The sequence below is a fragment of the Brevibacillus thermoruber 423 genome (assembly GCF_000454065.1).
Lineage (GTDB): Bacteria > Bacillota > Bacilli > Brevibacillales > Brevibacillaceae > Brevibacillus > Brevibacillus thermoruber.
In genome coordinates, this window is sequence record NZ_KE695654.1 from 38,957 (window position 1) to 62,884 (window position 23,928).

A 23,928-nucleotide genomic window follows, 5' to 3' on the forward strand; every position below is an offset into this window, starting at 1 on the left:
GTCACCGGTCGCTTTTGATCGTTTCCAGGATTTTTTGATGAGCCACGGGAAACGCGAGCCCGGCCAGCTCGTCCGCTGTCGCAAAACGGGCGTTCGGCGGCAGGTCGTCTCCCTCGATCCAGTCGCACCGCCACACTTCCATGTGCCACTGCAGGTGGGAAAACGTATGCGTCAGCTCCATCAGCGGCTCGGTCACCTCCACGTCCATCCCGAACCGCTGCCTCAGCCCCTGCAAAAGCGCCTCCTGCTTCAGGGAACGCGTGTCGGCGTCCGTCTCCACCATGGGAAACTCCCACATGCCGGCCAAAAGCCCCTGCTCCGGCCGCTTGTTGATCAAGACGGCTTCTCCGCGCATGACCACCGCCACCTGCAGCCGGACGACACGAGGCGGTTTGGCCTTGCCTTTGACCGGCAGTTCCTCCTGTACCCCTTCCTTCCGGGCGAGACAGTAGTCAAACACGGGACAGGTGAGACACTGCGGCGTCCGCGGCAGACAGACGAGAGCGCCCAGCTCCATTAATGCCTGGTTGAAATCGCCCGCCCGGCCATGCGGAATCACCTGCCGCACGAGGTGCTCCACCTTGACGCGGGTCGCCGGCTTGGCGATGTCGTCCGTCAGGTAGAGCAGCCGGGAAAAGACGCGCATCACGTTGCCGTCCACGGCCGGTTCCGGCTTTTCGTAGGCGATGCTCAGAATGGCGCCGGCGGTGTACGGCCCGATGCCTTTCAGCGTGGCGATCTCTTCCGGCGTGTCGGGAATGACGCCGCCGTAGCGTTCCTGCACCTCCCGCGCGGCCGCCTGCAGATTGCGGGCGCGCGAGTAGTAGCCAAGCCCTTCCCACGCCTTCAGCACTTCCTCCTCCGGCGCTTCGGCCAGCGCGGCCACAGTGGGGAATTTGGCCATGAAGTTCTGGTAGTACGGCTTGACCGTTTCCACGCGCGTCTGCTGCAGCATGATCTCCGACACCCAGACGCGGTACGGATCGCGGTTGATCCGCCAGGGCAAATCCCGTTTCTGGGAATCGTACCAGGCCAGCAGATCGCGGGAAAAGCCAAACACGTGAAACTCTTCCGGTAACGTATACGTCAATGCCTTGCGTTTTTTACCTGCCATCGTATTCCTGCTTGCTCCTTTTGTCAGCCAAATCGATCGGGCGAAACGCCCAGATGTTCAGCTTGGCGGCCCCTCCCGCGACGCACTCGCAAAACGCCTGATCGGCGCGCCGCCACTGTTTGATGCGCTCATACTGCTCCACCGTTTCCACGTCAAACGCTTCGACGAACAGGCCCGGCTGGTCCAGGCCTTCCCAAAACCGGTACTGACGGGCTCCCATCGCTTCCATCCTCCCGGCCATGGCAGCCAGCAGCTCCAGGCACCGGTCCCGCTTCGACTCGTCCGTCTTGTATTCGATAAACACGGTAAGCACAGCCTCTACTCTCCTTTCGATCCCTTTCATCATACCCGTCTGTGCGGCAGGGAACAAGCGCGCAATTTTTTCAGATGCGAAGGGAAATCTCACGCCCAAGTCGCTATAATAAGGAATAGAAACGGCAGGAACAAAGGAGGGAGAACACGTAATTCATGGACACCGCCACACACTTTGTCATGGGCTTCGGACTGGCTGGCCTGGCCCACCTCGATCCCGTCGTGGCCGCGACGCCGGGGCTGGCGGAGGCGGTGGCGATCGGCACCGTCATCGGCTCTCAGGCTCCCGATCTGGACGGCTTCACCCGTGTCCGGGGGAGCGCCGCCTACATCCGCCATCACCGGGGAATCTCCCACTCCATTCCCGCCCTGTTTGTCTGGACGGCAGCGGTGTTTGCCCTGGTGCAGGCGGTAACGCCGCAGACGCACTGGCTTCACCTGTTGGGCTGGATTTTTGCGGCGGTCTGCCTGCACGTATTTGTCGACCTGTTCAACGCGTACGGAACCAAAGGCCTTTACCCTTTTCGCGACAAGTGGATCGCCTGGAACGCCATCTTCATCTTCGACCCGTTTATTTTTGCCGTCCATGTGGCCGGTCTGATGCTGTGGGGCGCGGGCGCGGAGCCGGGGCCTCTGTTTTTCTGGATCTATCTGCTGATCGCCTGCTATTACGTCTGGCGCTGCCAGGCGCAAAAGCGGACGACGGCGTTGGTCCGGGAAACCGTCGGCAAGGAAGGCACGTACACCATCATTCCCACACTCTCCTGGAACCAGTGGACGTTCGTGATCAGGACGGAACAGCACTGGTACGTCGGGGAGGTGCACGGCGGGGAGGTCACGATCCTGGACGTGTTTGCCATCAAACCGGAAAGCGAACTGGTGGCGGCAGCCAAACAAAGTCCGAAGGTACAGGCGTTTTTGTCGTTTACCCGCTACGCCCACGTGGAGACGAAGGAACAGCCCTTCGGCTACGAAGTCAGGTGGTTTGACCTGCGCTACCGCGCCCGCTATCAGGGCAAGAGCCACTACATGTTTGTCGCCGTCGTCTATCTGGACAAGGAACTGCACATCCGCGACTCGTTTGTCGGCTGGATTCACCGCGGCGAGGAGCAGTTGGCCAAAAAGCTGGACCCCGAAAAAGAGATCCAGCTCAACTAGCGTCCGTTTGATCCGTGAAAAAAGCGCGTGCCCTGTGGGCAGGCGCTTTTTTGCGATGTTCCGGCGCGTCCCGGATTGCGCCCGTTTTTCCGCTTTGGCGGCCGAGCAGGAGCGAAGACACCATCTGTCCCGCATCCCGTTTCGAAAACTGCCCCTTTTGCCGTGCACAGTCCCTCTCTATGATGAACGTATCCGCATCAGCAGTCCACCCTGAAACGGAGGAGTTCTCATGAATCCCATTCGCTACGCCAAACGAACCTGCACGGATCAGGAGCACATCAACGCCTTCCTGGCCGCCGCCAGAGTCGGACACCTGGGCCTGACCGACGGGTTGGAGCCGTACGTCGTCCCGCTCAACTTCTGCTGGCTGAACGGCAGCGTCTATTTTCACGGCGCGGAAGCCGGGCGCAAGACGGACATCATGCAAAAAAACAACCGCGTCTGTTTTACGGTCTGCGAAGAATACGGCACGATCGCCGATCCGGTGCCGGCCCTGACCGATACCGCCTACATGAGCGTCATCCTGTTCGGCAGCGTCGAGCGGGTGGAGGACCCCGAAGAGATGAGAGACGCCCTGCAGGCGATGCTGGACAAGTACGTTCCGGGCTATTACGACCGGCCGCTGCCGGAAGGGAAGCGTTTCTCTCCGGGGCGCACGCACAAGATGGACGTGTGAGCGCCGGGAACGGACTGCAATGCCAGGCGAACCGGCCGTCATGAGGACTGGACGGCTGCACCCCGGCCGTTATGCCGCCCGAACCGGGGACCGGACGGCGGTTACACCGGCCGGGCCGCCTCGGCAGCCCTCGCCTCTGCGAGCGGCATACGGGTTATCCGGTCACTCCAGCGAAAACGGGGCGATCTGCCCGGTGGCGATGGCCAGCCGGTTCCAGCCGTTGATCGTGACAATCGCCATCAAGAGGGCCGTCAGCTCCGCTTCGCCAAAATGAGCGCGCGCCTGTTGGTACACCTCGTCCGGGACTCCCCGTTCGGCAATCAGGGTGACGGCCTCCGTCAGCGCCAGGGCAGCCCGCTCGGCATCCGTGTAGACGGCGGACTCCCTCCAGGCGTTCAGCAGGTACAGCCGCTGTTCCGTTTCCCCTTTGCTTCTCGCCTCTTTTGTGTGCATGTCGAGGCAAAACGCGCAGCCGTTCAACTGGGAGGCGCGAATTTTCACCAGTTCCAGCAGCGTCTCGTCCAGCCCCGATTCCCTGACGTACTTCTCCAGTTGAAACATGGCCTGGAATGCCTGCGGGTTGGCCGCGCGGTAGTTCATTCGTGCTTTCATGTACATCGTCCTTTCCTCATCGCATTGGTCTTTCACTCTCTGAGACGACCAAGGCGACGAGGTTGTGACAAAATCAGGCCGGCCCCGCGCCAAATTGCCAGATCACGTGGCTCAGGCTGCCCAACTGGAAGCTGAGATGCAGCCGTTCGGCACAGCGTTCATCGTCGGCGGCTCCCATGGCGTAGAGGAGCGGGACAAAGTGTTCGCTGCCGTGCCGGGGGACCGCCCATTCCGCATAAGGAGCCAGCTCCCGGTAGCGGTACAATGCGGGAAGATCCCAGGCGGTCAGTTTTTCCCGGAGCCATTCTTCAAACAGGACCGCCCACTCGTCCGCCCGCCCCGGCTCTGCCCGCATGTTCATTTTGGCAAAGTTGTGCACCGTACCGCCGCTGCCGATGACCAGAATGTCACGCCGGCGCAGCGGGCTCAGCGCCCTGCCGATGGCGTACTGTTCTTCCGGAGCGAGAGCAGGGTTGACGGAAAGGGGCACCACGGGAATGTCGGCATCCGGGTACATCAGCCGCAGCACCACCCAGGCGCCGTGATCCAAGCCACGCGCCGGATGGAAGCGGACCGGGACGCCTGCCGACCGCAGCAGGGCCGCCGTCTCTTCCGCCAGCAGCCGATCGCCGGGAGCGGGATACTGGATCTCATACAGTTCGCGGGGGAAGCCGCCGAAGTCGTGAATGGTGCCGTACACGTCGGCTGAACCGATTTCCTGAACCGGACTCTCCCAGTGAGCGGACAGAATCACGACGGCCCGGGGACGTTTCAATCGGCCGGCCAAATCCTGCAGCGCGTCCGTGTACTCGTTTTTCTCAATCGCCAGCGTGGGCGCTCCGTGGGCGATAAACAGGGAAGGCATCATGTTTTTTCACTCCGATTTATTTTTGTCAGTAGGTTACTTTTTGTAACTATTATAACAGATCCGGACGTTTTTTGCTATCCCCCGTGTTTCTCCGTTTCTTCCGTGATGAGAACGGTGCCTGCCGCGCCCTGCACCGGGCAGGATTCGGCCGCAGGGGCCGTCATGAGAAACTGCCGCGTGCAACTGCGGTCAAATCCGCCGGCGTGGCGGCCGCTATCCTCCGTCAGCCGCGTTCGCTCGAAACGCCAAAAAGGCATGCCGCACAAAAAGCGGCATGCCTTTTTCATTCACGGACAATCGCTGTGATTACTTCGCTGCTTCAAAGCGCTTGCTTACTTCGTCCCAGTTGACGACGTTCCAGAAAGCGTTGATGTAGTCCGGGCGCTTGTTTTGATACTTCAGGTAGTACGCGTGCTCCCACACGTCCAGACCGAGGATCGGCGTTTTGCCTTCCATGATCGGGCTGTCTTGGTTCGGCGTAGACGTGATGGCCAGCTTGCCGCCGTCCACTACCAGCCAAGCCCAACCGGAACCGAAACGGGTGGTTGCCGCTTTGGTGAACTCAGCCTTGAAGTTGTCAAAGCTGCCGAAAGCCGCGTTGATGGCGTCAGCCAGCGCGCCGGACGGAGCGCCGCCGCCGTTCGGGCTCATGATTTGCCAGAACAGGGTATGGTTGGCATGGCCGCCGCCGTTGTTGCGAACCGCGGTGCGGATGGACTCCGGCAGCGCGTCCAGATTGCTGATCAGTTCTTCCACGCTCTTGGATTGCAGGTCGGCGTGACCTTCCAGGGCAGCATTCAGGTTGTTCACATAGGTAGCATGGTGACGTCCGTGGTGGATCTCCATGGTCTGCGCGTCGATGTGAGGCTCCAGCGCGTTGTACGCGTAAGGCAGTTCAGGAAGTTGGTGTGCCATTCTTCATTCCTCCTCGTAATATGTATGGGTCAAGCTACCACTTATTATAATGCAAGCAGGGCACTTTTACAACAAATCGGTATGCTAAGTATCGTAATCTTGCAGCATATATCATTCATTACTATCTTGCAATGCGGAACCGCCATGCTAGACTTGGAGTATTCCCATATTTCCGACAAGCAGGGTGATTATACGTGGACCTGGACGTAACTACCATATTGTTTCTCGCATTCTTCGGATTCGTGGCCGCCTTCATCGACAGTACGGTGGGGGGCGGAGGGCTGATCTCCCTGCCGGCGCTGCTCGGCCTTGGCATTCCCCCGTATCTGGCGCTGGGGACCAACAAGCTGGCGGGAACCATTTCATCGGCGACCAGCTCCGTGACCTTTATCCGGATGGGCAAATACGACAAAAAGCTGATGGCCCTGCTGTTTCCCGTCTCGCTGGTCGGCGCCTACCTGGGGGCCAAAACGGTCCTGTTTGTCCCGCAGGAAGTGCTGAAAGTGCTGGTCATCGTGATGATGGCCGCCATTTTTGTCTACACGCTCATCAACAAGCGGTTTGGCGAAACGTCCAGCTTTAAAGGACTGACCAGATTTTCGCTGGGGTTGGGGATTCCCCTGACGTTTCTGATCGGCTTTTATGACGGCTTCTTTGGGCCGGGGACCGGTTCGTTTTTCGTCTTCCTGATGGTGCTCTTGTTCGGCTACGACTTTGTGATCGCCGCCGGAAACGGACGCATTCTCAACCTGGCCAGCAACATCGCCGCGCTGTTCGTCTTTATCGTCGAAGGCAAGGTGATTTTCCTCACCGGCCTGACGATGGGGATCGCGATGCTCTTGGGAGCTTCCCTGGGCGCGCGGCTGGCGATCAAGACGGGCGTCCGCTACGTCCGCCCGCTGTTTTTGCTGGTGTCCATCAGCCTGATTACCAAAATGATTTACGAGCTGATTTTCACGTAAACGCGGGAAGCGGCGTGCCGGCCGAAAACTGGGCCGGGCCCATACAAAAAGCTTGGCGGTCCCGCCAAGCTTCTTTCATTTTTGATTCCCTTTTCGCTCCTTCAGGCGCACGATGATGCCGTCGATCAACAGGCCGATCCCCGCGCCGTAAAAAGGGGAAGCGAAGCGAACCCCTTCGCTTACCGGCAGTGCTTTCACATAGACGATGATCACGCCGAGAATAAAACCAATCATCGTGTAGCGCAGACGGGTCGGACCCATTCGCATCCCCACCGCCTTACTTGCCGAATTTGTTGGGCATCTTCATGTTTTTCATGGTGCGGCTCATTTGCTTCAACTGCTTTTGATTCAGATTGACGCCCATCGAGCGGGCCATCGCCTGCAGCTGCTTTTCATCCATCTGCATGTTCTGCAGCTGCTTCTTCAGGTAATAAGTGCCGCCGGCAAATCCGCCCACGAGGCCGATAATCAGCGTAACGATCGGGATTACCCAGTTGTACCAAGCCATCTATTCATTACCATCCTCTTTTGGAATTACAGTCGTTCCTATTGTACCACAACTGCCGACTCTGTACATCGCGGACACGAGGAATTTGGGTAGGTCGCCTTCGGCATGCCGGCGCCGCCCGGCATACGATGATTGCAGGAGGTGACGATCACATGGCTCCCATCCTGATCCTGGACCCGGGCCACGGCGGTGTCGATCCCGGCGGCGGCACCAACAAACTGTTTGTCGAGAAGGAGATGACGCTTGCCATCTCCCTGTATCAATACCGCCGGTTCCAGGAGCTGCAGATACCGGTCGCCATCACCCGTACGGACAACGATACCACCCTGTCGAGCGAAGCGCGGACGGCGCTGGTCCGCAACAGCGGCGCCCGCTGCTGCATCTCCAACCACATCAACGCGGGCGGCGGAAGAGGGTCGGAGGTCATCTACTCCATCCACGCTTCGGCAGCCCTGCCGCGCCTGATCAAGGACGAACTGGAGGCGGCCGGCATGCCCAACCGGCGAATCTTTACCCGGACGCTGCCCAATAATCCGAACCTCGATTACTACTACATGCACCGGGAGACCGGCAGCGTCGAAACCGTCATCGTGGAGTACGGCTTTGCCGACAATCCGCTGGACGCGGAGAAAATCCAGCGCGACTGGCGCGAGCTGGCGGAAGCGGTCGTCCGTGCCTTTTGCGAATACGCCCAATTGGCGTACCGACCGCCGGCGCCGTCCGCCCCCGGCAGCGGCGAAAACGGCGACATGCCCGAATGGAAGCGGGACGCGATCGACTGGATGTACGAGCAGGGACTGCTTACCACCGAGGACTGGCGGCGTCAGCCGGACCAGCCGCTTCCGCTGTGGGCCGAAGCGGTTGTGCTCAAACGTCTGTACGAAAAATTGCGAGCCCCCGGTTGAGGCGGCTTTCCTTGACGGGAAGCGGTCACGAACGGAGGGGATAACGGCTGCATTTGCCGCCGTGGGTATGCGCGTCACGGCGAAGAACGCCATGCAGCAGCGGACCGGTTCCCGCCGGCGCGGACGGCAGGCGCACCGGCTTCACTCCGAAGCGTAACGCGTCAGAGGGGTGTCGCTCAGACCCGAATAATTCTCTCTGGCCGGCACGCTCATCAGGTCGTCTTCGGGAAAGCGGTAGGCGGTCAGCATCCCGCCGAACACGCATCCCTGGTCGATGTTGAGCGTGCCGTTTTTTTGTTCCGGTTGGGGACGGGGGTCGTGCCCCCAGACGATCAGCGGATGGGTCGCTTTTCGTTCCGCCGCCCAATCCCGACGGATCGGCCGGCCGTCCGCTCCCATGCCGGCCACGTCTCCGTACCGGCAAAAGGTCTGCACGGATGGAGACTCCATCCCGATGTAATCGTCGCGGATGCCGGCGTGAACCGCCACCGCCGCCAGTTTTCCGCCGTATTTGATCATCATGTGCGACGGGGAGGAAAACAGCAGCCGTCTGCTCTGCTCTTTCAGGAGCAGCGTTTGTTTCGCTCCGTGCTCCTGCTCAAAGCGGCGGAACTCCTCCTCCACTTTTTCATCGCCATGCGCCAGCGTGACCGATCGTCCGTCCAGCCAGCGGGCAATCTTCCACCCGTGGTTGCTGTCCACCATCTCCGCCACCCCGACTTCGACGTGGCGGATGAAAAACTGCAGCATCTTGATCGAATCCGGCCCGCGACTGGTAATGTCTCCGAGGGAAAGGAGCGTGCGGCCGCGGGGATGGCGGTACGTCCCGTCGTGACTGCGCTCATAGCCGAGCCGCCGCAGCAGCTCCATAAATTCGTCGTAACAGCCGTGCACGTCGCCGATGATGTCGACGCCCCTGTCCGCCGCCAGCATTTTGGAGCGCGCCCGCGGTTTGTGCTTCATGCCCATCCCCTCCTTTCCAAATATCTATTACTTTCTATTGTTTACCATAAAAAAGAAAAAAACTCACCCCTTTTTCCAGGGTGAGCGCTGCACGGTCACACGAGGTTGTGTTTATGCACGTAGATGGCGGCTTGCGTCCGGTCCTCCACATCCAGCTTGGCCAAAATGTTGCTGACGTGCGTTTTGACGGTCTTGATGCCGATGATCAGTTCATCGGCGATCTCCTGGTTGGATTTTCCCTGGCCGATCAGCTTCAGCACTTCCAGCTCACGCGGGGTGAGCTGCTCATGAGGGAGCGGCTCCTGACCGTGGCGAAAGCGGGCCATGATCTTGCCGGCCACGCGGGATTCCAGCACCGGTTCTCCGGCCACGGCGGCACGGATGGCGCGGGCGATTTCGGCGGCGCGCGAGGTCTTCAGCAGGTAGCTGAACGCTCCCGCTTCAATCACCGGGTACACCTTTTCGTCGTCGATAAAGCTGGTCAGCACGATCACCTTGCAGGAGGGGCAATGCTCCCGGATGCGGCGGGTGGCTTCCACGCCGCCGATGCCATCCATGACCAGATCCATCAGGACGACGTCCGGTTTCAGCTCCACCGCCAGCCGTACGCCTTCCTCTCCGCTCGCCGCTTCGGCCACCACCTCAATGTCTTCTTCCGTGGACAGATAGGCGGCCAAGCCCATCCGCACCATCTCGTGATCATCCACCAACAATACGCGAATCACGGATGCTCTCTCCCTTCCCGTTCCGTTTGCGGCATCACCGGGATGCGCACCTCGATTTGCGTCCCTTTTCCCACCGCAGAATAAATGTCAAGCGATCCGCCCAGTTCCGCCACGCGCTCGCGCATGCTCCGAAGACCGTAGGAGGTCAGTTTTTCGCCTTCCGGATCAAACCCGACCCCGTCGTCCGTCACCCGCAGCCGGACCTGTCCCTGCAGCGTAAACAGCTTCACCGCAATCTGGCTGGCGCGGGCGTGGCGCAGCGTGTTGGAAAGGGACTCCTGCAGGATGCGGAACAGGTGATCCTCAATGCCGCTGGGCAGGCCCTCCACGTCTTCGATTTCCCAGGAGATCGCGAGCGCGTTTTTCCGCGCCAGTTCTTCCAGCAGATCGACAATCGCTTCCTTCAGCGTCTTGTTCTGCAGCGTGGCCGGACGGAGATGCAGCAGGAGTGCCCTCATCTCCGCCTGGGCCGCCGCCGCCATCTCCTCCACCAGTTCGATCTGCTGGGCGGCGCGCTGTGGATTTTTCTCCACCAGCCGCTTCAAGGCGGCTGTGGTCATCGCGATGGCAAACAACTGCTGGCTGACGGCATCGTGCAGCTCGCGGGCGAGCCGCTGCCGCTCTTCCGTGACGGCCGCCTGTTTCAACTGCTCCGCCAGCGCGGCGTTGTGATTGGACAGCCGCTGCAGCGACGCCACCTGATCTTCCCACTGCGACGCCAGGCGGTTGAACTGCCAGCCCAGCTCGCCGATCTCGTCCGCGCCCAGATCGGGCACGCGGTAGGACAAGAGGCCGCGGCTCAGATTCATGGTCGCTTCGCCCAGCACGTACAGCCGCTTTTTCAACAGGTTGCCGAAAATGTAGCCGCCGATCACGCCCATGACCGTCCCCACCGCAAGCGAAACGGCGAAGGCGGCCAGCATGATCATCCAATCCGGCTCGGCCGGCAGTTGAATCTGCAGATTGTTGTCAAGCCACCGGCTCAGTTCCGGGTCATCCGCCAGCGTCGAGTAGAGGCGGCGGATCTCCGGATCGTTGGCCCAGGCGATGTGCAGCAAAAGGAAACAGAGGAACGTGGCGGTTACCGTGCCGATGGCCAGCATCAGGCCGAACCGCACGTACTGCCATTGTACGCTCGCTAATCGCTGTCGACGCATCGGTCAGTACCCCCTAGATGTACTTGACTTTTATATCGCCGACAAGCAGCGAGATTTGCAAATGCACTTTTTGAGCGGCCTGCTCGTACTGCTCGGAGCGGACCATCACGCTGCGGCTGATGCCGCCTTGCCGGTGTCCAAACACTTCCAGGTCGCCAATGCTCACCTCGGCGGTAACGGCAACCGGCATGTCGACCGGCACGTATATGGTGACGTCCCCCACCCAGCCGTCGACAGTCAGGAACGCTTCCTCCTGCATCACCATCGCCCGCGACAGGTCGATCACCACATCCCCGATGCCGTGCCAAATGTGCAGTTGATCCAGTTCAAACCTTCCGGACGTGAGATGAAAATCGCCGATCAGCGAACTGCGGGTATCCTTGGGCCGCAGAATGCAGCCGGGGTGAAACGGCGTCTCCACCCGGTCCTCGAAGACAGGCCCGTATCCTTTTTGCTTGGCCCAGCGAGCCGCCTTTTGGTAAAACGGCGCATCGTCCGGCGTGTCCCACACCGGGGAGAAACCGCCCGAGTCACCGACCGTGTCCGCTCGTCCGTCGCGCCGCCGCGAGCGCCCCCGGATCAGGCGGAAGCCAAAATAGATCAACGCCAGAGGGACGACGAAATGGAACAGGTCATGGAATCCCACGCCAAACCACATGTCCAGCGCGATGAGGACGCCAAACCCGGCCAAAAGGCCGCCTCTGATGCGTTTTTGCTTCTCCCACATGCGCACGCCGACGTACACCAACACCATCGGCCACAGGCTGAACAAACTGAACGAAATGATATGCAAGGTGTCGAGCAACAGGCCAATGCCCGTCAAAATGATCAGAACACCAGCCGTCATTTTGTGCAAGCGGGACAGTTTCACAGGAGTCTCCTCTCTTACGCCCCATGCCGCTCATTTTCCTTTCAACCGTTACGGCATGTATAGATAAACGCAGGCGGAATGTTCAACGGCGTGAAACCCGTCTCCACCCGTTGAAACCGCGCCTGCAGCTCCGATTGCAGTTGCAGCGAGTATTGAAACGTGATGAACAGCCCGCCGGGGGCCAGCACGGATTGAATTTGGTCCAGAATGCCGGTGCGCAGCGTTTCCGGAAAGATGGCAAAAGGAAGGCCCGAGATGATTACGTCGGCTTTGCCCAACCTCATTTCCTCCATATACTGGCCAAGCTTCATGGCCTCTTCCCGAATCGGCACCTCGGGAAACCGGTCGCGCAGCACGGCCCGAAACTGGGGATCACGCTCAACCAGAAGATAACGGGCGTCCGGCCGCTTTTTCTGGAGAATGGCCTGGGTAAACACACCCGTGCCCGGCCCCAGTTCAACGATGACGCCAGCGTTTGCCCAATCCACGCGGCTCAGCATGCGCGCGCAGAGAAACCGGGAGCTGGGGATGATGCTGCCGACACGTCCGGGTTCGGCGATAAACCGTCGCAAAAACACCAAGAAGTCTGCCAAAAAAAGAACCTCCTCTAGGGGAAAAGCAGCCTGTTTCCCAGGCTGCCTTTGGTTCTATTCTACATCAAACGCCGCCGTTCCTCTCGCTTACGCCTGTTCCGTTTGCTGCGGCGTTTCCTTCTGTTCAAGCAGGGAGGCTTTGATCTTCGCCAGTTCGGCGTCCAGGTCGTCCTTCTCCCATTTGCTCAGGGAGTGGTCCAAGCCTGCGCTGGTCTTGCGCCACTGGCCGCTTAAATCCGCTTCCGCCTCCATGCGCATCACTTTTTCTTCCATCCGGGCAAATCCGTGGCTCGCCGTTTCGCTGCCCATCCCGACGATGGCCTGATTCACCTGCTTCTGCGTCTTGGCTACTTGGGCGCGGGCCATCAGGGTGTATTTTTTCGCCCGCATCTTGTAAAACTCTTCTTTCAGCTCAGCCAGCTTTTCGCGCATCTTTTGCGCCGCTTCCGAAGCGGACTGGTAGAGCGCCTCGTACTCCTGGGCACGCGCTTCGTACTGCTTCTTGTCGGCAAGCGCGCGGCGCGCCAGTTCGTCTTCGCCTTCGGTAAGCGCCAGTTTTACCTGGCGATCCCGTTTTTCCACGAGGGCGAGCGCCTCTTCCCACTGCTGGCGGAATTTCTTCTCCAGCGCCACCTGACGGGCGACGGCCACTTCCACCTGGCCGATCTCCACTTCCATGTCACGCATGTACTGGTTCAGCATTACCACCGGATCTTCCATCGAATCCAGCACGTCGTTCACCGAAGCCACCGTCAAATCACGCAAGCGTTTCAAGATACCCATTGTCACTTGTCCTCCTCATCATATCACATGATCATGGTTGTTTTAACATCCTTGTCCTGCGACCCGGCCATGCCGGCGCGGGGATTACGGCTGCTGCCGCTTGGTTACGCTTTGCTCCCATCGATCCAATGCGTCATCTTCTCGCAGCACGCGCTGTGCCCACTGCCGCTCCCAGACGGTCGGAACCGGATGGTCCGGCACATCCCGTTGGCGAAGCAAGCGGAAGCCCAGGTAAATGACCCCGATGGCCAGCACGGCGTGAAACAGCAGATGCAGCTTGCCGATCAGCATCAGGAACCCGAACAGAAAGATCAGTACGCCGGTAAACCGCGAACCTGAACTTCCCATCACTTTGCGAGCGCCGTACAGCATGATCAGCCCGGGAATCAGCACACCGAGCAGATCGCCGCCGTCAATGCCGATCTGATCCAGCAAGACCAACCCGCCTATGAGCAGCAGGACCAGTCCGAGAAGCACTTTTCCAGACCGCTCGCTCATCAACTGCTACCCTCCCATCGACTTTGTTTGGGTGTCACCCTCATGGCTTTATTGTAGACGGCTGACAGGGCTCGCCATAACGGGCGGGCGGTTGGTTTTTCCCTCCGTCCCGGGGCGGAGACGCCTTCCTTCCGCAATCGGACAAGCATGCACCCGCGCTTTGGCGAATCGTGCGCCGGCATGGTCGACACGAATCGTTTCCGATTTATGACAACATTTTGTGACAAAATTGTGAACAACCAAGCAAAAAGACAGGAAAAATCGGACACGTGTTGAATTGTGCTGGAGTGCGTGTAAAAAAACATCGAAATTAGCCGAATTCCGCTATGCGGAAACGGGGGACCCACGTTTTTCGGGGTGAATGGCAGCCGTTGCCGGCCGCCTAGGGCAATCCTTTCGACCGAACCCATCAGCTAACCTCGTAGGCTCAGGAAAGGAGCAGTTTCTCTTGCGCAAAACGGTGGTTACACTCTTCATCGCCGGGATGCTTGCAATGGGAGCCGGCGCTGCACACGCCCAGGAGGAATCTTCCTTGATGGGTGTCGTCAACGACCTGTACGGCGCTCCTTACAAGTCGTCCGGCACGACCAAAAACGGATTTGACTGCTCCGGTTTTACGCGCTATGTGTTTGACGCGCTGGGTGTAGATCTGCCTCATTCGTCGTCTGCCCAATTCAAGTTGGGAGTACCGGTGTCCCGCAGCGATCTCCAGCCGGGTGACCTGGTCTTTTTCAACACCAACGGGCGCAGCGTTTCACACGTGGGCATCTACATCGGAAACGGCATGTTTGTACACGCGGAGAGCGGCAAAGGAGTCGTCAACACGAGGCTGAACGATCCGTATTACTGGGGCAAGCGCTTTGTGGGCGCCAAACGGATTGCCCTGCCTGTGCTTGAGGCCATTGCCGAGGCTCCACAGAAAAAGAAACCGGTACAAGCAGCATCGCTGCCCGATGCGAAGCAGCAGCCGCAGCGGCAGCAAGAACAATCGAAACAACAGCCGCAGACTCCACAACAGCAGCAAACTCAACAGCAACAGCAACAGCAGCAGCAATCACAACCGCGGCAGCAGCAGTAATCGACGCACAGCGTACAAGCCAGGGACGACAGGTCTCTGGCTTTTTCTGGCTTTGTTTAGTACCTGGTGTCAAGAGGTAGTAACATCCGTTTTTCGACGCTGCCTGGACTGTCTGGGCGGGAAGGACGGGATTATGTCCCCGCGTGCGGGCAAACCGTGATATGATAAAAGGAATAGGACCAGAACACATGTGGTGACTGGGGGAGAGTACCGGTGAAAGACCATGTTTTGATTGTGGACGACAACGAGGAAATACTCGAGCTGCTGGAAGATATTTTGGGAAGCGAAGGATACGACGTTTCCACGGCGCAGAGCAGCGAGCAGGCGCTGGAACTGCTGAAGTCGGGCACCAAGCCCAACCTGATTCTGCTCGACATCATGATGCCCGGCATGAGCGGCTACGAGCTCTGCTCGCAGATTCGCCGCGAGTGGGAGCTGCCCATCCTCTTTCTCAGCGCCAAGGGCAAAGCGGTCGACAAGGTGGTCGGCTTTGAGATCGGCGCCGACGACTACATCACCAAGCCGTTTGACACGGAAGAACTGCTTGCCCGCATCCGCGCCCACCTGCGCCGCTACGAACGCATTCGCCGTCACAGCGAGGAGGCGGCGGAGAAAGAGACCTCGGCATCCTCCATTACCGTCCTGAAGTTCAAGGGGCTGGAAATTCACAAGGAAACGTACTCCGTTTACGTCAACGACCAAAAGATCGATCTGTCCACCAAGGAGTTTCAACTGCTTACCTTTTTGGCCGAAAACGCGGGCATCGTCTTCACGCGGGAGCAGATCTACGACCGCGTCTGGGGATACGGCTACGGCTCGCTCAACACGGTCACCGTGCACATCAAAAACCTGCGCGAAAAACTGGAGACGGATCGCCAGTTCATCAAAACGCAATGGGGGACGGGGTACGTGTTCATCGGGGAGAAAGTGTAGATGAGCATCCGGAACAAGCTGTTCCTCTCGTTTATCGCCTTGATCGTACTCAACCTGCTCCTGTTCAAGTTCGTCTTCGAAGACATCATCGTGGAACAGTTGAAGACGGACCGGCACAACCAGTACCGGTACGAGAAGGAAACGGCGGAGATGGTCCGGGTCAACCAGTTGTTGAACTCCAGCGTGTTCAAGGATCCGACCGAGCGGCGGGAGCTGGAATCACAGCTTCCGGAAGACCTGATGTACAAAATGGTGGTCACGGACGCGGACGGCAACCCCATTTACATCAAACCGTCACAGGCCTACAATCTGAAAACGCTGAAAACGCGTCCGGCCGATCAGGAAAACAACGATCTGAAGGTGGTCGCCGAATACCACTTTCAGCACGAACCTCCGCGGCAAGGGCAGACGATCATCTACTTCTACACGGACGAATCGGACATTCTCGCCACCAAAGGCGTATCAATGATGCTGTGGTTCATCTACGGCAGCATCGCGCTGGTCGGCCTCATCCTGCTCACCTTTTTTGTCCGCTGGATCCTGCGGCCGGTCAGTGAACTGTCCCGCGTGACGCAGGAAATCCGGGAAGGCAAGCGGTACGTCTCGTTTACCTACCGCTCGCACGACGAGTTTGGCCAGTTGTTCGGCTACTTTTCCGACATGGTGGACGAACTCCGGCTTGCCGAGGACCGGCAGTCCGAACTGATCTCGGCCATCGCCCACGACTTCCGCACGCCGCTGACCACCATCAAAGGCTACGCCTCCTACATCGGGTCCGGTCGCGTCACCGATCTCAAGCGGATCCAAAAGCAGATGCGCAAGATCGAGGAAAAGACGGCCGATCTGGAAAAGCTGCTGGACGAGCTGCAGGATTTCACCCAGCAAAGCACGGAAATCAAGCTGAACATCAGCCGCATCCACGTGAAAAGCTTTGTCAAGGGCGTCATCGAGGACTACCTGGTGCGCATCAAGGAGGCGGGGCTGTCGTTTCAATGGAAGCTGCGCGTCTCCAACGAGCTGCACATCGAGGCGGACGAGGCCAAGCTGCGCCGCGTGCTGGAAAACCTGCTGAACAACGCCATCTACTACAACAAGCCAAACGGGTCCATCCTGCTTACCTGCGATCAGCGGGACGGGCACGTGCTCTTTTCCGTGATCGACAAGGGGGAGGGTATCGCGGCGGAGGACCTGCCCAAGGTGTTCACCAAGTTTTACCGCGCGGACAAATCGCGCAACCGGAACAACGGCGGCACCGGCCTCGGCTTGACCATCTGCCAGAGCATCGTCCAGCGCCACGGCGGCGTGATCAACGTAAGCAGCGAGCTGGGCGTAGGAAGCTGCTTCTCCTTTACGATCCCGTTTTTTCAACCATAATTTATTTCAATTTATTGATGGTTAATATTCGCTTTATTTTTTTCTGCTAAAGTACTATTTGTAAGCAAGCGTGTTGCTTTCCGTGATAAATAACCCCCAGTTCGGTATCTGACACCAAGCGGCCAATGCTTTTGGTGGAAAGATGCCTCTTTTTTTATATCCGCGCCTCCAGCCGCATCATCAACCCGTTTTTCGGACGCAGCGTAACCAGCGGCTCCGGCTCCACCCGCTGTCCCGGTTCGGCCAGCCGCAGGCGGAAGCGCTGAGCGATCGTGGCCAGCAGCAGCGCCGCCTCCATCAGCGCAAAGTTGTTGCCGATGCAGATGCGCGGCCCGCCGCCAAAGGGGAAGTAGGCGAACGCGGGAATCCGCTTCAGCAAATCGCCGCTGAACCGTTCCGGGATGAATTGGTCCGGGTTGTCGAAATAGCGGCGGCTGCGGTGCATCACGTACTGGCTCATCATCAGCGTCTCGCCCGGCTGGTACACGTGCCCCCCGATCTCCACCTCGTCCACCACTTCCCGGTTGATCACCCAGGCCGCGGGATAGAGCCGCAGGGTTTCGCTGATGATCTGATTGGTATAGACAAGCCGCGGGACATCCTCTGCCGTCGGCGGCCGTCCGCCCAGCACCTCGTCCAGTTCCGCCCACAGCTTTCGTTCCGCTTCGGGATGGGTGGCCAGCAGGTACCAGATCCACGACATGGTGTTGGCGGTCGTCTCATGGCCGGCGACAAAGATGGTCATCACCTCGTCGCGCACCTGCTCGTCCGTCATGCCCCGCCCGTCCTCCTCGTCACGGGCGGCGAGCAGCATGGCCAACAGGTCGTCCCGTCCTTCCTCCCCACTCCTCCGCCGTTCCTCGATGATCGCGTATATGGTTTTGTCCAGCGTCTCCGCCGCCTCCTGAAACTTCCGGTTTTGCGGCGTCGGCACGCCGAGCGGGATGTCGATCATTGCCGAAGCCTTGTTCGACACGTACTGCAGCCCGATTTCGATGGCGCGGCCGATCTTGTCGACGCCCTCCGTCAAGCCTTTGCCGAACATCGTCTCGGTGATGATCGCCAGCGTTACTTTCATCATGTCTTCGTGCACGTCACGGATGTCGCCGTCTTTCCACCCGGCCATCATGGCGGTCCCCTGGCGGACCATCGCGTCGGCGTAAGCGGCGATCCGCTCCCGGTGAAAAGCGGGCTGCATCAGCCGGCGCTGCCGCATGTGCTTTTGCCCCTCGCTGGTGAGGATGCCGTCTCCCACCACCGCCCGCGCCACCTGCAGTCCTTTGGCCTTGCGGAAGTGGGCCTGTTTGGTGACCAGCACTTCCTTAATGTGATCGGGATTGGTCAAGAGATACAGGTGCCGTCTGGGGCCGAAACGAAAATGGACGACATCGCCGTGCTGTTCCGCAGCCCTCTGCAAAAAGCCGAGCGGGTCGCGGCGAAAGGCGAGCAAATGGCCGGATATGGGCAGCCCTCGGGGGGCGGGAATGGTCAGGTTCATCGCGGTCATCCTTTCGTAGGTCTGGTGTCAGTGCGTCGTCTCTAGTATCCATCCGGCCCGGCTCCTTATACCACGCGCTCCATTGGGGCAGCGGCAAAAAAACAAACCGCCTGAATCATCAGGCGGTCTCTCTTCTGTTACGAAAGGGTCGGCTTGTTCACCTGCACCAGCCCGGTGGATACCAGCCGTTCGCGCACCTTGATGCCGATCCAGGCCGCCAGCACGGCCTTGACGACTCCCACCAGCAAAAAGGAAACGCCTCCGCTCATGACTGCGGCGCTCCACGGAATATCCAGCACGTACTTGAGCTGGATCACGCCGCAAACCAGCGTCACAATCATGCCGACGTGATTGGCCACCAGCGCCCAGCCAAAGGAAAAGCGGGTTTTTTCCAGGATCAGGCCGGTGACGTAGGCGGTCAGAATGAAGCCGAAAATGTACCCGCCGGATTTGCCGACCAGCACCTGGAGCCCTCCGTTCGCTCCCGCAAAAACCGGCAGGCCGACTGCGCCCAGAAGCACGTAAATGATCATCGCCAGCGTGCCGTACCGGCTTCCCAGAATGGTGGCGGCCAATCCGACCGCCAGCGTCTGTCCGGTAATCGGAATCAGCGGCAGGGGAATCGTGATTTGCGAAAAGACGGCCGTCACGGCGGCAAAAACAGCGGATAAGAGCAGCCACTTCAATCGTTCGTTTCTCATGTTGACCTCCCGTTTTTGTCAACCAAATGATAAAATATGTTAACACATTTAATCATAATGCCTGGCAGAACAAATGTAAATTGCAAAAACGGGAGGCGCGCAGGCACGTCTGCCAAGCGGCACGCCTGCGTCGTCAGGCAGGCGGGTGAAGTCCCTCGCCGGAACACCGGATTGTTCCGGCTATGCGCGGCTGTCACAGTACGCCTGGAGGTGAACCAGCGAATCGACGGTGTGATCGATCAGGCGCCGCAAGTCCTCAATATTGCCCTCGTCGATCTTGCGGTGAAAATCGAGCGTGATCTGATTGGCAAAGCGCTGCGGCGGCCACTCCTGCCGATGCTCGTCCAAGCGCGCCTTGACCGTCTGCGTGATGTGCGGCCGGTGTCCCCACATCTCGTTGAGAATCGCGGTGATCGCTTCCGTCTCCCGCGGCACGTCGCTGATCTCCAGGAAAAAATGGATGCAGATCGTGCAGCCCACATGCTCTGTCAGCGGCTTCTCCAGTTGTTCCGCCGCGATGTCGGCCAGCGAAGTGCGCAGTTGGATCTGCGCCGTCACCGCCGTGTCGCTGTCCGCTTTTTCCGCCAGGCGGAATTCGATCTGAAACAGCCGGTCAAACGTAGCCAGGTCCATCACGTCAGAGCGGCCTGTGATGGTGATGGCCCCTTCGAAATCGCGGTCGTACACCGCTCCTTCCAGCACGACCCGGATATTGTCGAACACCAGCGGATGAAACACCTCCGCTCCCCCTTTCCGTCCGAATGGCACACGCTACTAGGATGCCCGTATTTTTTCCGTTTGGCAAGAACCGCTTTGGCTCAAGAAACCACACGCCAGCCATAATTTGGTATATAATGATTGGCAACATCCTGCATTCGGACTGCCTGTCTGCCAAACGATCGCGACATATCCAAACGAGGAGGTTTTCCATGACCGCTGCTGACCACATGCTTGACCGCTACGCCGCCTTGGCTGTGAAAATCGGCGTCAATGTCCAGCCGGGGCAAACCCTGGTCGTCAACGCCCCCCTCTCCACGGCCGAACTGGTCCGCAAAATTGCCAAAACGGCTTACCAGGCCGGAGCCAAACACGTACATACCGACTGGACGGACGATGAACTGACCCGGATCCGATACGATCTCGCCCCGGATGAAGCGTTCACGGAATTCCCGATGTGGAGAGCGAAAGCGTACGAGGAGATGGCCGAGAACGGGGCCGCGTTTCTTTTTATAACCGCGACCAACCCCGATCTGCTCAAAGGGGTGAACCCGGAGCGGATCGCCGCCGCCAACAAAGCGGCGGGAACAGCCATGTACACGTTTCGCAGCTACACGATGAACAATCGCGTTAGCTGGTCGGTGATCGCCGCTCCCTCTCCCGCATGGGCAGCCAAGGTCTTCCCGAACCTGCCCGAGGGTGAACAGTTGAACGCCCTGTGGGACGCCATCTTCCGCGCCACCCGGATCGACGCGGACGACCCGGTGACGGCCTGGCGGAACCATCAAGCCGCACTGAACGAAAAGGTGACCTACCTGAACGGCAAGCAGTACCGCTGCCTGCACTTCAAAGCGCCCGGCACCGACCTGTCCGTTCAACTGCCGCCCGGCCACCGATGGCTGGGAGGGGGCAGCGTGAACGCAAACGGCACGCCGTTCATGGCCAACATCCCGACGGAAGAAGTCTTCACGGCTCCGCTGAAAGAAGGGGTGAACGGCGTCGTCCGCAGCACGAAGCCGTTGAACCACAACGGCAATCTGATCGAGAACTTTACGCTCCGCTTCGAGCGGGGACGCATCGTGGAGGTGACGGCGGAGACGGGCTTCGAGGTATTGCAAAAGGTGATCGAAACGGACGAGGGCGCCCGATACCTGGGGGAAGTGGCCTTGGTTCCGCACCGGTCGCCCATCTCCCAGTCCAACCTGATTTTCTACAACACGCTGTTTGACGAAAATGCCTCCAACCATTTGGCGATCGGGAACGCCTATCCCGTCTGCCTGGAGGACGGGGCGAACCTCTCCCGCGAGGAGTTGGAGCAGCGCGGTCTCAACACCAGCCTCATGCACGTCGATTTCATGATCGGCTCGGCGGAGATGGACATCGACGGAGAACTGGCCGACGGCACGCGAGAACCCGTCTTCCGCGGCGGAAACTGGGCGTTCTGATATGCTTCCTGCGGCCTGGCCGACGCCGGGCCGGGAGCAGGCACAAAAAAAGGCCACCCGGCTGCGGCTGACTCCCCTGCGGTTCTCCGCTTGCGCGGAACCGAAACAGAGAGCGGCGGCCGCGGGTGGCCCTCCTCTCCAAACGCATGGATGCTGCTTACCGCTTGCTGTAATAGTACAGGTAGGCATCCTTCGATGCTTTTTCCTGGCAGTCGAAGCACTCTGTCATGTAGGATTCGGCCTGCTCCGTCATCGCTTGGCCGCACGCGGCGCAGCATTTGGCTTCCAGGTTGCGGAAAAAGGTGGCGACTGGCGTCATGATCATAACCTCCCGACGTGTTCGTTGAGGTTATTGTATTATAACAGGAGTTGTTTTATAAAACGTTGTTATAAAACATTGTGGCGCATTTTCGCTCGCTGGCTTCTGTTTTCTGTCCGTTTCTCCCGTTTTCTCTGTATTAATACTTTTTCGATTTTTCCGCTCTGTTTTACAACACCGCAGTGTCCCCGGCGCGGGTTGATCAGATCAGCAGGTGGAACAGCGTCGGGTCCTTGGTCACCTCCACGTAGCGGATGCCGTGCTTCTTCATCCGGTCCACCAGCGGCTGATAGTCCTCCCTGCACTTCAGCTCGATCCCGACGAGCGCCGGCCCGTTGTCCTTGTTGTTCTTTTTCGTGTACTCGAAACGGGCGATGTCGTCGTGCGGCCCCAGCACTTTGTCGATAAACTCGCGCAGCGCTCCGGCCCGCTGCGGAAAATTGATGATGAAGTAATGCTTCAAGCCTTCATACAGCAGGGAACGCTCCTTGATTTCCTGCATCCGGTCGATGTCGTTGTTGCCCCCGCTGATGATGCAGACGACGTTTTTCCCCGCAATCTGCTCGCGGCAGGCGTCAAGCGCGGCAATCGGCAGGGCCCCGGCCGGTTCGACGACGATGGCGTTCTCGTTGTACAGCTCCAAAATCGTGGTGCACACCTTTCCTTCCGGCACCAGTACGATGTCGTCCACGACCTCTTTGCAGATTTCGCGGGTGAGCTGCCCCACCTGTTTGACCGCCGCCCCGTCCACGAACTTGTCGATCTCCTCCAGCGTCACGACGTCCCCCCGAGCCAGCGCCTCTGTCATCGAGGGAGCGCCGGCCGGTTCCACCCCGATGATGCGGGTGGACGGGCTGACTCCTTTCACGTACGTGCCGACGCCCGCAGCCAGGCCCCCGCCGCCGATGCTCACAAACAGGTAATCGACCGGCTCCTCCACGTCGTTCATGATTTCCGCGCCGACCGTGCCCTGTCCGGCAATCACGAGCGGATCGTCAAACGGATGGACGAACGTCATGTTTTTCTCCAGGCAGTAGGCCATCGCCTCCGCAAACGAGTCGTCAAACGTGTCGCCGACCAGCACCACGTCGACGTATTCGCCTCCGAACAGCTTGACCTGCGACACTTTCTGCCGCGGCGTCGTGGCGGGCATGAAAATCCGGCCGCGGATCTGCAGCAGCCGGCAGGAGTAGGCCACGCCCTGCGCGTGGTTCCCGGCGCTGGCGCAGACCACCCCTCTTTGCCGCTCCTCGGCGGAGAGGTGGCGGATCAGGTTGTAGGCGCCGCGGATTTTGAACGAGCGCACCACCTGCAAATCTTCCCGTTTCAAGTAGACGTTGCAGCCATACCGCTCGGACAGGAGCTTGTTTCGCTGCAGCGGCGTCTTTTCGATCACGTCTTTGAGCACGTGGTTGGCGACGATGATGTCTTCCATGTTGACAGCAGGCATGTCTTCTGCTCCTCCCCTGATGATGATGTCGAATGCGCGGAAAAATGCAAAAAGCCCCCGCCTCCGGCCTTCGGCGCATCGCGCGCACGGCTGGCTGAGGCGAGGGCATCGCGGTACCACTCAGCTTCTCTGCTTTCCTCGCGAAAAACAGACTCGGCGAGTTCCCCCGAGGAGAACTCCCGCCCGGTAACGGGGGCGTGACCGTTGCCCTGTACTCAAATCGGCGGACCCGCTCTTTCCAAGGCACAGCTCCAAGGTGATCTTCAAAACAGGCCAGCGGCTGTCCTTTCAGCACGAGGGACAGCTCTCTGTGCGCCGCTTCTGTTTTTACTCGTCCTTTTCCACGCTGTTCAACCAATAAGAACTATTTAAATTAGTAAGAAATTATAGTGATTTTGGCATGCCTTGTCAATGCTCGGGGCGGTTTGTTCAGCCAAACGAATCAGGGGAGAGTTGGCGGCTCCACTGCCTCGAACATCCGGTCCGCTACGGCCGGGGGTTTATCCAAAGAGCCAGGAATAGCGAGGTGAGCAGAAACAGCCCGATAAACAGATGCAGTCCCACACCCCACCAAGCCCACTTTCGATGACGCTGCTTGATGATTCCGCCAATCGCTCCCAGGCCCACCCCCGGAATCGTCCCGTTCCCGATGGTTTCTACCAGGGAAAATGACAGGTCAAACCAGATGAGCAGGTTGAGCGCGGCCAGAAGTACGACCGCCAGTCCAAACGAAGCGATTCCCAACCAGGAAGCCGCTTCCCGCCACATCTCCGATCGAGTCGTCCGCATGTGA

27 protein-coding genes, 1 pseudogene, 1 riboswitch and 1 other annotated feature are annotated in these 23,928 nt (G+C 59.3%); of the genes and pseudogenes, 8 read left to right on the forward strand and 20 right to left on the reverse strand.

Annotated elements, in window-relative coordinates; genetic code table 11:
• Position 1 precedes the first annotated feature (1 nt).
• Both mutY and M516_RS24000 read right to left on the reverse strand, forming a co-directional pair.
• Positions 2–1,114: an A/G-specific adenine glycosylase gene (mutY, locus tag M516_RS0119565; RefSeq protein ID WP_029100615.1), complete on the reverse strand. Its 1,113-nt coding sequence runs from the start codon at positions 1,112–1,114 to the stop codon at positions 2–4.
• Complete coding sequence (locus M516_RS24000) at positions 1,104–1,427, reverse strand: MFS transporter (RefSeq protein WP_044900381.1); 324 nt, start codon at positions 1,425–1,427, stop codon at positions 1,104–1,106. Before M516_RS24000 ends, mutY begins: the two co-directional genes overlap by 11 nt.
• Before the next feature lie 155 nt (positions 1,428–1,582).
• Between M516_RS24000 and M516_RS0119575 the strand changes: the two genes are divergently transcribed.
• Positions 1,583–2,584: a metal-dependent hydrolase gene (locus tag M516_RS0119575; RefSeq protein WP_029100616.1), complete on the forward strand. Its 1,002-nt coding sequence runs from the start codon at positions 1,583–1,585 to the stop codon at positions 2,582–2,584.
• Between the two features lie 229 nt (positions 2,585–2,813).
• Positions 2,814–3,260: a pyridoxamine 5'-phosphate oxidase family protein gene (locus M516_RS24005; protein ID WP_081656616.1), complete on the forward strand. Its 447-nt coding sequence runs from the start codon at positions 2,814–2,816 to the stop codon at positions 3,258–3,260.
• A 162-nt stretch (positions 3,261–3,422) separates the two neighbouring features.
• Here M516_RS24005 and M516_RS0119585 read toward each other — a convergent pair whose 3' ends face one another.
• From M516_RS0119585 to M516_RS0119600, 3 genes are all read right to left on the reverse strand, one after another.
• Entirely contained in the window at positions 3,423–3,872 is a 450-nt protein-coding gene (locus M516_RS0119585) for a carboxymuconolactone decarboxylase family protein (RefSeq protein WP_029100617.1), read from the reverse strand.
• A gap of 73 nt (positions 3,873–3,945) precedes the next feature.
• Entirely contained in the window at positions 3,946–4,740 is a 795-nt protein-coding gene (locus M516_RS0119590; RefSeq protein ID WP_029100618.1) for a dioxygenase family protein, read from the reverse strand.
• 306 nt (positions 4,741–5,046) lie between these two features.
• On the reverse strand, positions 5,047–5,655 hold the full coding sequence (locus M516_RS0119600; RefSeq protein WP_029100620.1) for a superoxide dismutase: 609 nt from the start codon (positions 5,653–5,655) through the stop codon (positions 5,047–5,049).
• Between the two features lie 194 nt (positions 5,656–5,849).
• Between M516_RS0119600 and M516_RS0119605 the strand changes: the two genes are divergently transcribed.
• A complete protein-coding gene (locus M516_RS0119605) occupies positions 5,850–6,617 on the forward strand; it encodes a TSUP family transporter (RefSeq protein ID WP_029100621.1) in 768 nt (255 codons plus the stop codon).
• A gap of 75 nt (positions 6,618–6,692) precedes the next feature.
• On the opposite strand, the gene M516_RS0119610 is transcribed toward M516_RS0119605, so the two are convergent.
• Both M516_RS0119610 and M516_RS0119615 read right to left on the reverse strand, forming a co-directional pair.
• On the reverse strand, positions 6,693–6,878 hold the full coding sequence (locus M516_RS0119610; protein ID WP_029100622.1) for a hypothetical protein: 186 nt from the start codon (positions 6,876–6,878) through the stop codon (positions 6,693–6,695).
• Positions 6,879–6,894: 16 nt separating this feature from the next.
• On the reverse strand, positions 6,895–7,125 hold the full coding sequence (locus M516_RS0119615; RefSeq protein WP_029100623.1) for a YneF family protein: 231 nt from the start codon (positions 7,123–7,125) through the stop codon (positions 6,895–6,897).
• 152 nt (positions 7,126–7,277) lie between these two features.
• Between M516_RS0119615 and M516_RS0119620 the strand changes: the two genes are divergently transcribed.
• Positions 7,278–8,030 carry an N-acetylmuramoyl-L-alanine amidase gene (locus M516_RS0119620; protein WP_029100624.1) on the forward strand — a complete coding sequence of 251 codons (753 nt, stop codon included), beginning with the start codon at positions 7,278–7,280 and terminating at the stop codon, positions 8,028–8,030.
• Between the two features lie 141 nt (positions 8,031–8,171).
• Here the strand turns inward: M516_RS0119620 and prpE are convergent, their stop codons facing one another.
• From prpE to M516_RS0119660, 7 genes are all read right to left on the reverse strand, one after another.
• Entirely contained in the window at positions 8,172–8,993 is an 822-nt protein-coding gene (gene prpE / locus M516_RS0119630) for a bis(5'-nucleosyl)-tetraphosphatase PrpE (protein ID WP_029100625.1), read from the reverse strand.
• Positions 8,994–9,088: 95 nt separating this feature from the next.
• Positions 9,089–9,718, reverse strand: coding sequence for a response regulator (locus tag M516_RS0119635; protein ID WP_029100626.1), 630 nt, complete (start codon positions 9,716–9,718; stop codon positions 9,089–9,091).
• Positions 9,715–10,875 carry a sensor histidine kinase gene (locus M516_RS0119640; RefSeq protein ID WP_029100627.1) on the reverse strand — a complete coding sequence of 387 codons (1,161 nt, stop codon included), beginning with the start codon at positions 10,873–10,875 and terminating at the stop codon, positions 9,715–9,717. The genes M516_RS0119635 and M516_RS0119640 overlap by 4 nt, the downstream gene beginning before the upstream one ends.
• A gap of 13 nt (positions 10,876–10,888) precedes the next feature.
• On the reverse strand, positions 10,889–11,746 hold the full coding sequence (gene liaF, locus M516_RS0119645) for a cell wall-active antibiotics response protein LiaF (RefSeq protein ID WP_029100628.1): 858 nt from the start codon (positions 11,744–11,746) through the stop codon (positions 10,889–10,891).
• A gap of 41 nt (positions 11,747–11,787) precedes the next feature.
• Positions 11,788–12,339 carry a class I SAM-dependent methyltransferase gene (locus tag M516_RS0119650; protein ID WP_029100629.1) on the reverse strand — a complete coding sequence of 184 codons (552 nt, stop codon included), beginning with the start codon at positions 12,337–12,339 and terminating at the stop codon, positions 11,788–11,790.
• A gap of 87 nt (positions 12,340–12,426) precedes the next feature.
• The gene (locus M516_RS0119655; RefSeq protein ID WP_029100630.1) at positions 12,427–13,122 is read right to left on the reverse strand and encodes a PspA/IM30 family protein; all 696 of its coding nucleotides are present in this window, start codon (positions 13,120–13,122) and stop codon (positions 12,427–12,429) included.
• A gap of 84 nt (positions 13,123–13,206) precedes the next feature.
• Positions 13,207–13,620 (reverse strand): LiaF transmembrane domain-containing protein, encoded by a 414-nt coding sequence (locus M516_RS0119660; RefSeq protein WP_029100631.1) that lies wholly within the window; start codon positions 13,618–13,620, stop codon positions 13,207–13,209.
• Between the two features lie 302 nt (positions 13,621–13,922).
• Positions 13,923–14,063, forward strand: a riboswitch (cyclic di-AMP (ydaO/yuaA leader).
• 5 nt (positions 14,064–14,068) lie between these two features.
• On the opposite strand from M516_RS0119660, the pseudogene M516_RS24010 reads away from it, so the two are divergent.
• The 3 genes and pseudogenes from M516_RS24010 to M516_RS0119675 all read left to right on the forward strand — a co-directional run.
• Positions 14,069–14,587: pseudogene (locus tag M516_RS24010) on the forward strand (C40 family peptidase); the annotation flags it as partial.
• 324 nt (positions 14,588–14,911) lie between these two features.
• Positions 14,912–15,631, forward strand: a complete 720-nt coding sequence (locus tag M516_RS0119670; protein WP_029100632.1) for a response regulator transcription factor — start codon at positions 14,912–14,914, stop codon at positions 15,629–15,631.
• Positions 15,632–17,005 (forward strand): sensor histidine kinase, encoded by a 1,374-nt coding sequence (locus M516_RS0119675; protein ID WP_029100633.1) that lies wholly within the window; start codon positions 15,632–15,634, stop codon positions 17,003–17,005.
• Between the two features lie 154 nt (positions 17,006–17,159).
• On the opposite strand, the gene M516_RS0119680 is transcribed toward M516_RS0119675, so the two are convergent.
• The 3 genes from M516_RS0119680 to M516_RS0119690 all read right to left on the reverse strand — a co-directional run bounded on the left by M516_RS0119680 (position 17,160) and on the right by M516_RS0119690 (position 19,942).
• On the reverse strand, positions 17,160–18,503 hold the full coding sequence (locus M516_RS0119680) for a cytochrome P450 (protein WP_029100634.1): 1,344 nt from the start codon (positions 18,501–18,503) through the stop codon (positions 17,160–17,162).
• Between the two features lie 137 nt (positions 18,504–18,640).
• Positions 18,641–19,204 (reverse strand): biotin transporter BioY, encoded by a 564-nt coding sequence (locus tag M516_RS0119685; RefSeq protein WP_029100635.1) that lies wholly within the window; start codon positions 19,202–19,204, stop codon positions 18,641–18,643.
• A gap of 180 nt (positions 19,205–19,384) precedes the next feature.
• Entirely contained in the window at positions 19,385–19,942 is a 558-nt protein-coding gene (locus M516_RS0119690; RefSeq protein ID WP_029100636.1) for a hypothetical protein, read from the reverse strand.
• Between the two features lie 191 nt (positions 19,943–20,133).
• On the opposite strand from M516_RS0119690, the gene M516_RS0119695 reads away from it, so the two are divergent.
• Positions 20,134–21,366 (forward strand): aminopeptidase, encoded by a 1,233-nt coding sequence (locus tag M516_RS0119695; RefSeq protein ID WP_029100637.1) that lies wholly within the window; start codon positions 20,134–20,136, stop codon positions 21,364–21,366.
• A gap of 157 nt (positions 21,367–21,523) precedes the next feature.
• Here the strand turns inward: M516_RS0119695 and yhfH are convergent, their stop codons facing one another.
• From yhfH to M516_RS0119710, 3 genes are all read right to left on the reverse strand, one after another.
• Positions 21,524–21,685 carry a protein YhfH gene (gene yhfH / locus M516_RS24995; RefSeq protein ID WP_081656617.1) on the reverse strand — a complete coding sequence of 54 codons (162 nt, stop codon included), beginning with the start codon at positions 21,683–21,685 and terminating at the stop codon, positions 21,524–21,526.
• A gap of 202 nt (positions 21,686–21,887) precedes the next feature.
• Positions 21,888–23,135: a threonine ammonia-lyase IlvA gene (gene ilvA / locus M516_RS0119705; protein WP_029100638.1), complete on the reverse strand. Its 1,248-nt coding sequence runs from the start codon at positions 23,133–23,135 to the stop codon at positions 21,888–21,890.
• Positions 23,136–23,227: 92 nt separating this feature from the next.
• Positions 23,228–23,488, reverse strand: a binding site (T-box leader).
• A 133-nt stretch (positions 23,489–23,621) separates the two neighbouring features.
• On the reverse strand, positions 23,622–23,924 hold the full coding sequence (locus tag M516_RS0119710; protein WP_029100639.1) for a hypothetical protein: 303 nt from the start codon (positions 23,922–23,924) through the stop codon (positions 23,622–23,624).
• Positions 23,925–23,928 lie beyond the last annotated feature (4 nt).

Coding starts and splice junctions, on each gene's coding strand:
- mutY (WP_029100615.1), bottom strand. CDS start 1,114: ATGGCAGGTAAAAAACGCAAGGCATTGACGTATACGTTACCGGAAGAG.
- M516_RS0119575 (WP_029100616.1), top strand. CDS start 1,583: ATGGACACCGCCACACACTTTGTCATGGGCTTCGGACTGGCTGGCCTG.
- M516_RS24005 (WP_081656616.1), top strand. CDS start 2,814: ATGAATCCCATTCGCTACGCCAAACGAACCTGCACGGATCAGGAGCAC.
- M516_RS0119585 (WP_029100617.1), bottom strand. CDS start 3,872: ATGAAAGCACGAATGAACTACCGCGCGGCCAACCCGCAGGCATTCCAG.
- M516_RS0119590 (WP_029100618.1), bottom strand. CDS start 4,740: ATGATGCCTTCCCTGTTTATCGCCCACGGAGCGCCCACGCTGGCGATT.
- M516_RS0119600 (WP_029100620.1), bottom strand. CDS start 5,655: ATGGCACACCAACTTCCTGAACTGCCTTACGCGTACAACGCGCTGGAG.
- M516_RS0119610 (WP_029100622.1), bottom strand. CDS start 6,878: ATGGGTCCGACCCGTCTGCGCTACACGATGATTGGTTTTATTCTCGGC.
- M516_RS0119615 (WP_029100623.1), bottom strand. CDS start 7,125: ATGGCTTGGTACAACTGGGTAATCCCGATCGTTACGCTGATTATCGGC.
- M516_RS0119620 (WP_029100624.1), top strand. CDS start 7,278: ATGGCTCCCATCCTGATCCTGGACCCGGGCCACGGCGGTGTCGATCCC.
- prpE (WP_029100625.1), bottom strand. CDS start 8,993: ATGAAGCACAAACCGCGGGCGCGCTCCAAAATGCTGGCGGCGGACAGG.
- M516_RS0119640 (WP_029100627.1), bottom strand. CDS start 10,875: ATGCGTCGACAGCGATTAGCGAGCGTACAATGGCAGTACGTGCGGTTC.
- M516_RS0119655 (WP_029100630.1), bottom strand. CDS start 13,122: ATGGGTATCTTGAAACGCTTGCGTGATTTGACGGTGGCTTCGGTGAAC.
- M516_RS0119660 (WP_029100631.1), bottom strand. CDS start 13,620: ATGAGCGAGCGGTCTGGAAAAGTGCTTCTCGGACTGGTCCTGCTGCTC.
- M516_RS0119675 (WP_029100633.1), top strand. CDS start 15,632: ATGAGCATCCGGAACAAGCTGTTCCTCTCGTTTATCGCCTTGATCGTA.
- M516_RS0119680 (WP_029100634.1), bottom strand. CDS start 18,503: ATGAACCTGACCATTCCCGCCCCCCGAGGGCTGCCCATATCCGGCCAT.
- M516_RS0119685 (WP_029100635.1), bottom strand. CDS start 19,204: ATGAGAAACGAACGATTGAAGTGGCTGCTCTTATCCGCTGTTTTTGCC.
- M516_RS0119695 (WP_029100637.1), top strand. CDS start 20,134: ATGACCGCTGCTGACCACATGCTTGACCGCTACGCCGCCTTGGCTGTG.
- yhfH (WP_081656617.1), bottom strand. CDS start 21,685: ATGACGCCAGTCGCCACCTTTTTCCGCAACCTGGAAGCCAAATGCTGC.
- ilvA (WP_029100638.1), bottom strand. CDS start 23,135: ATGCCTGCTGTCAACATGGAAGACATCATCGTCGCCAACCACGTGCTC.
- M516_RS0119710 (WP_029100639.1), bottom strand. CDS start 23,924: ATGCGGACGACTCGATCGGAGATGTGGCGGGAAGCGGCTTCCTGGTTG.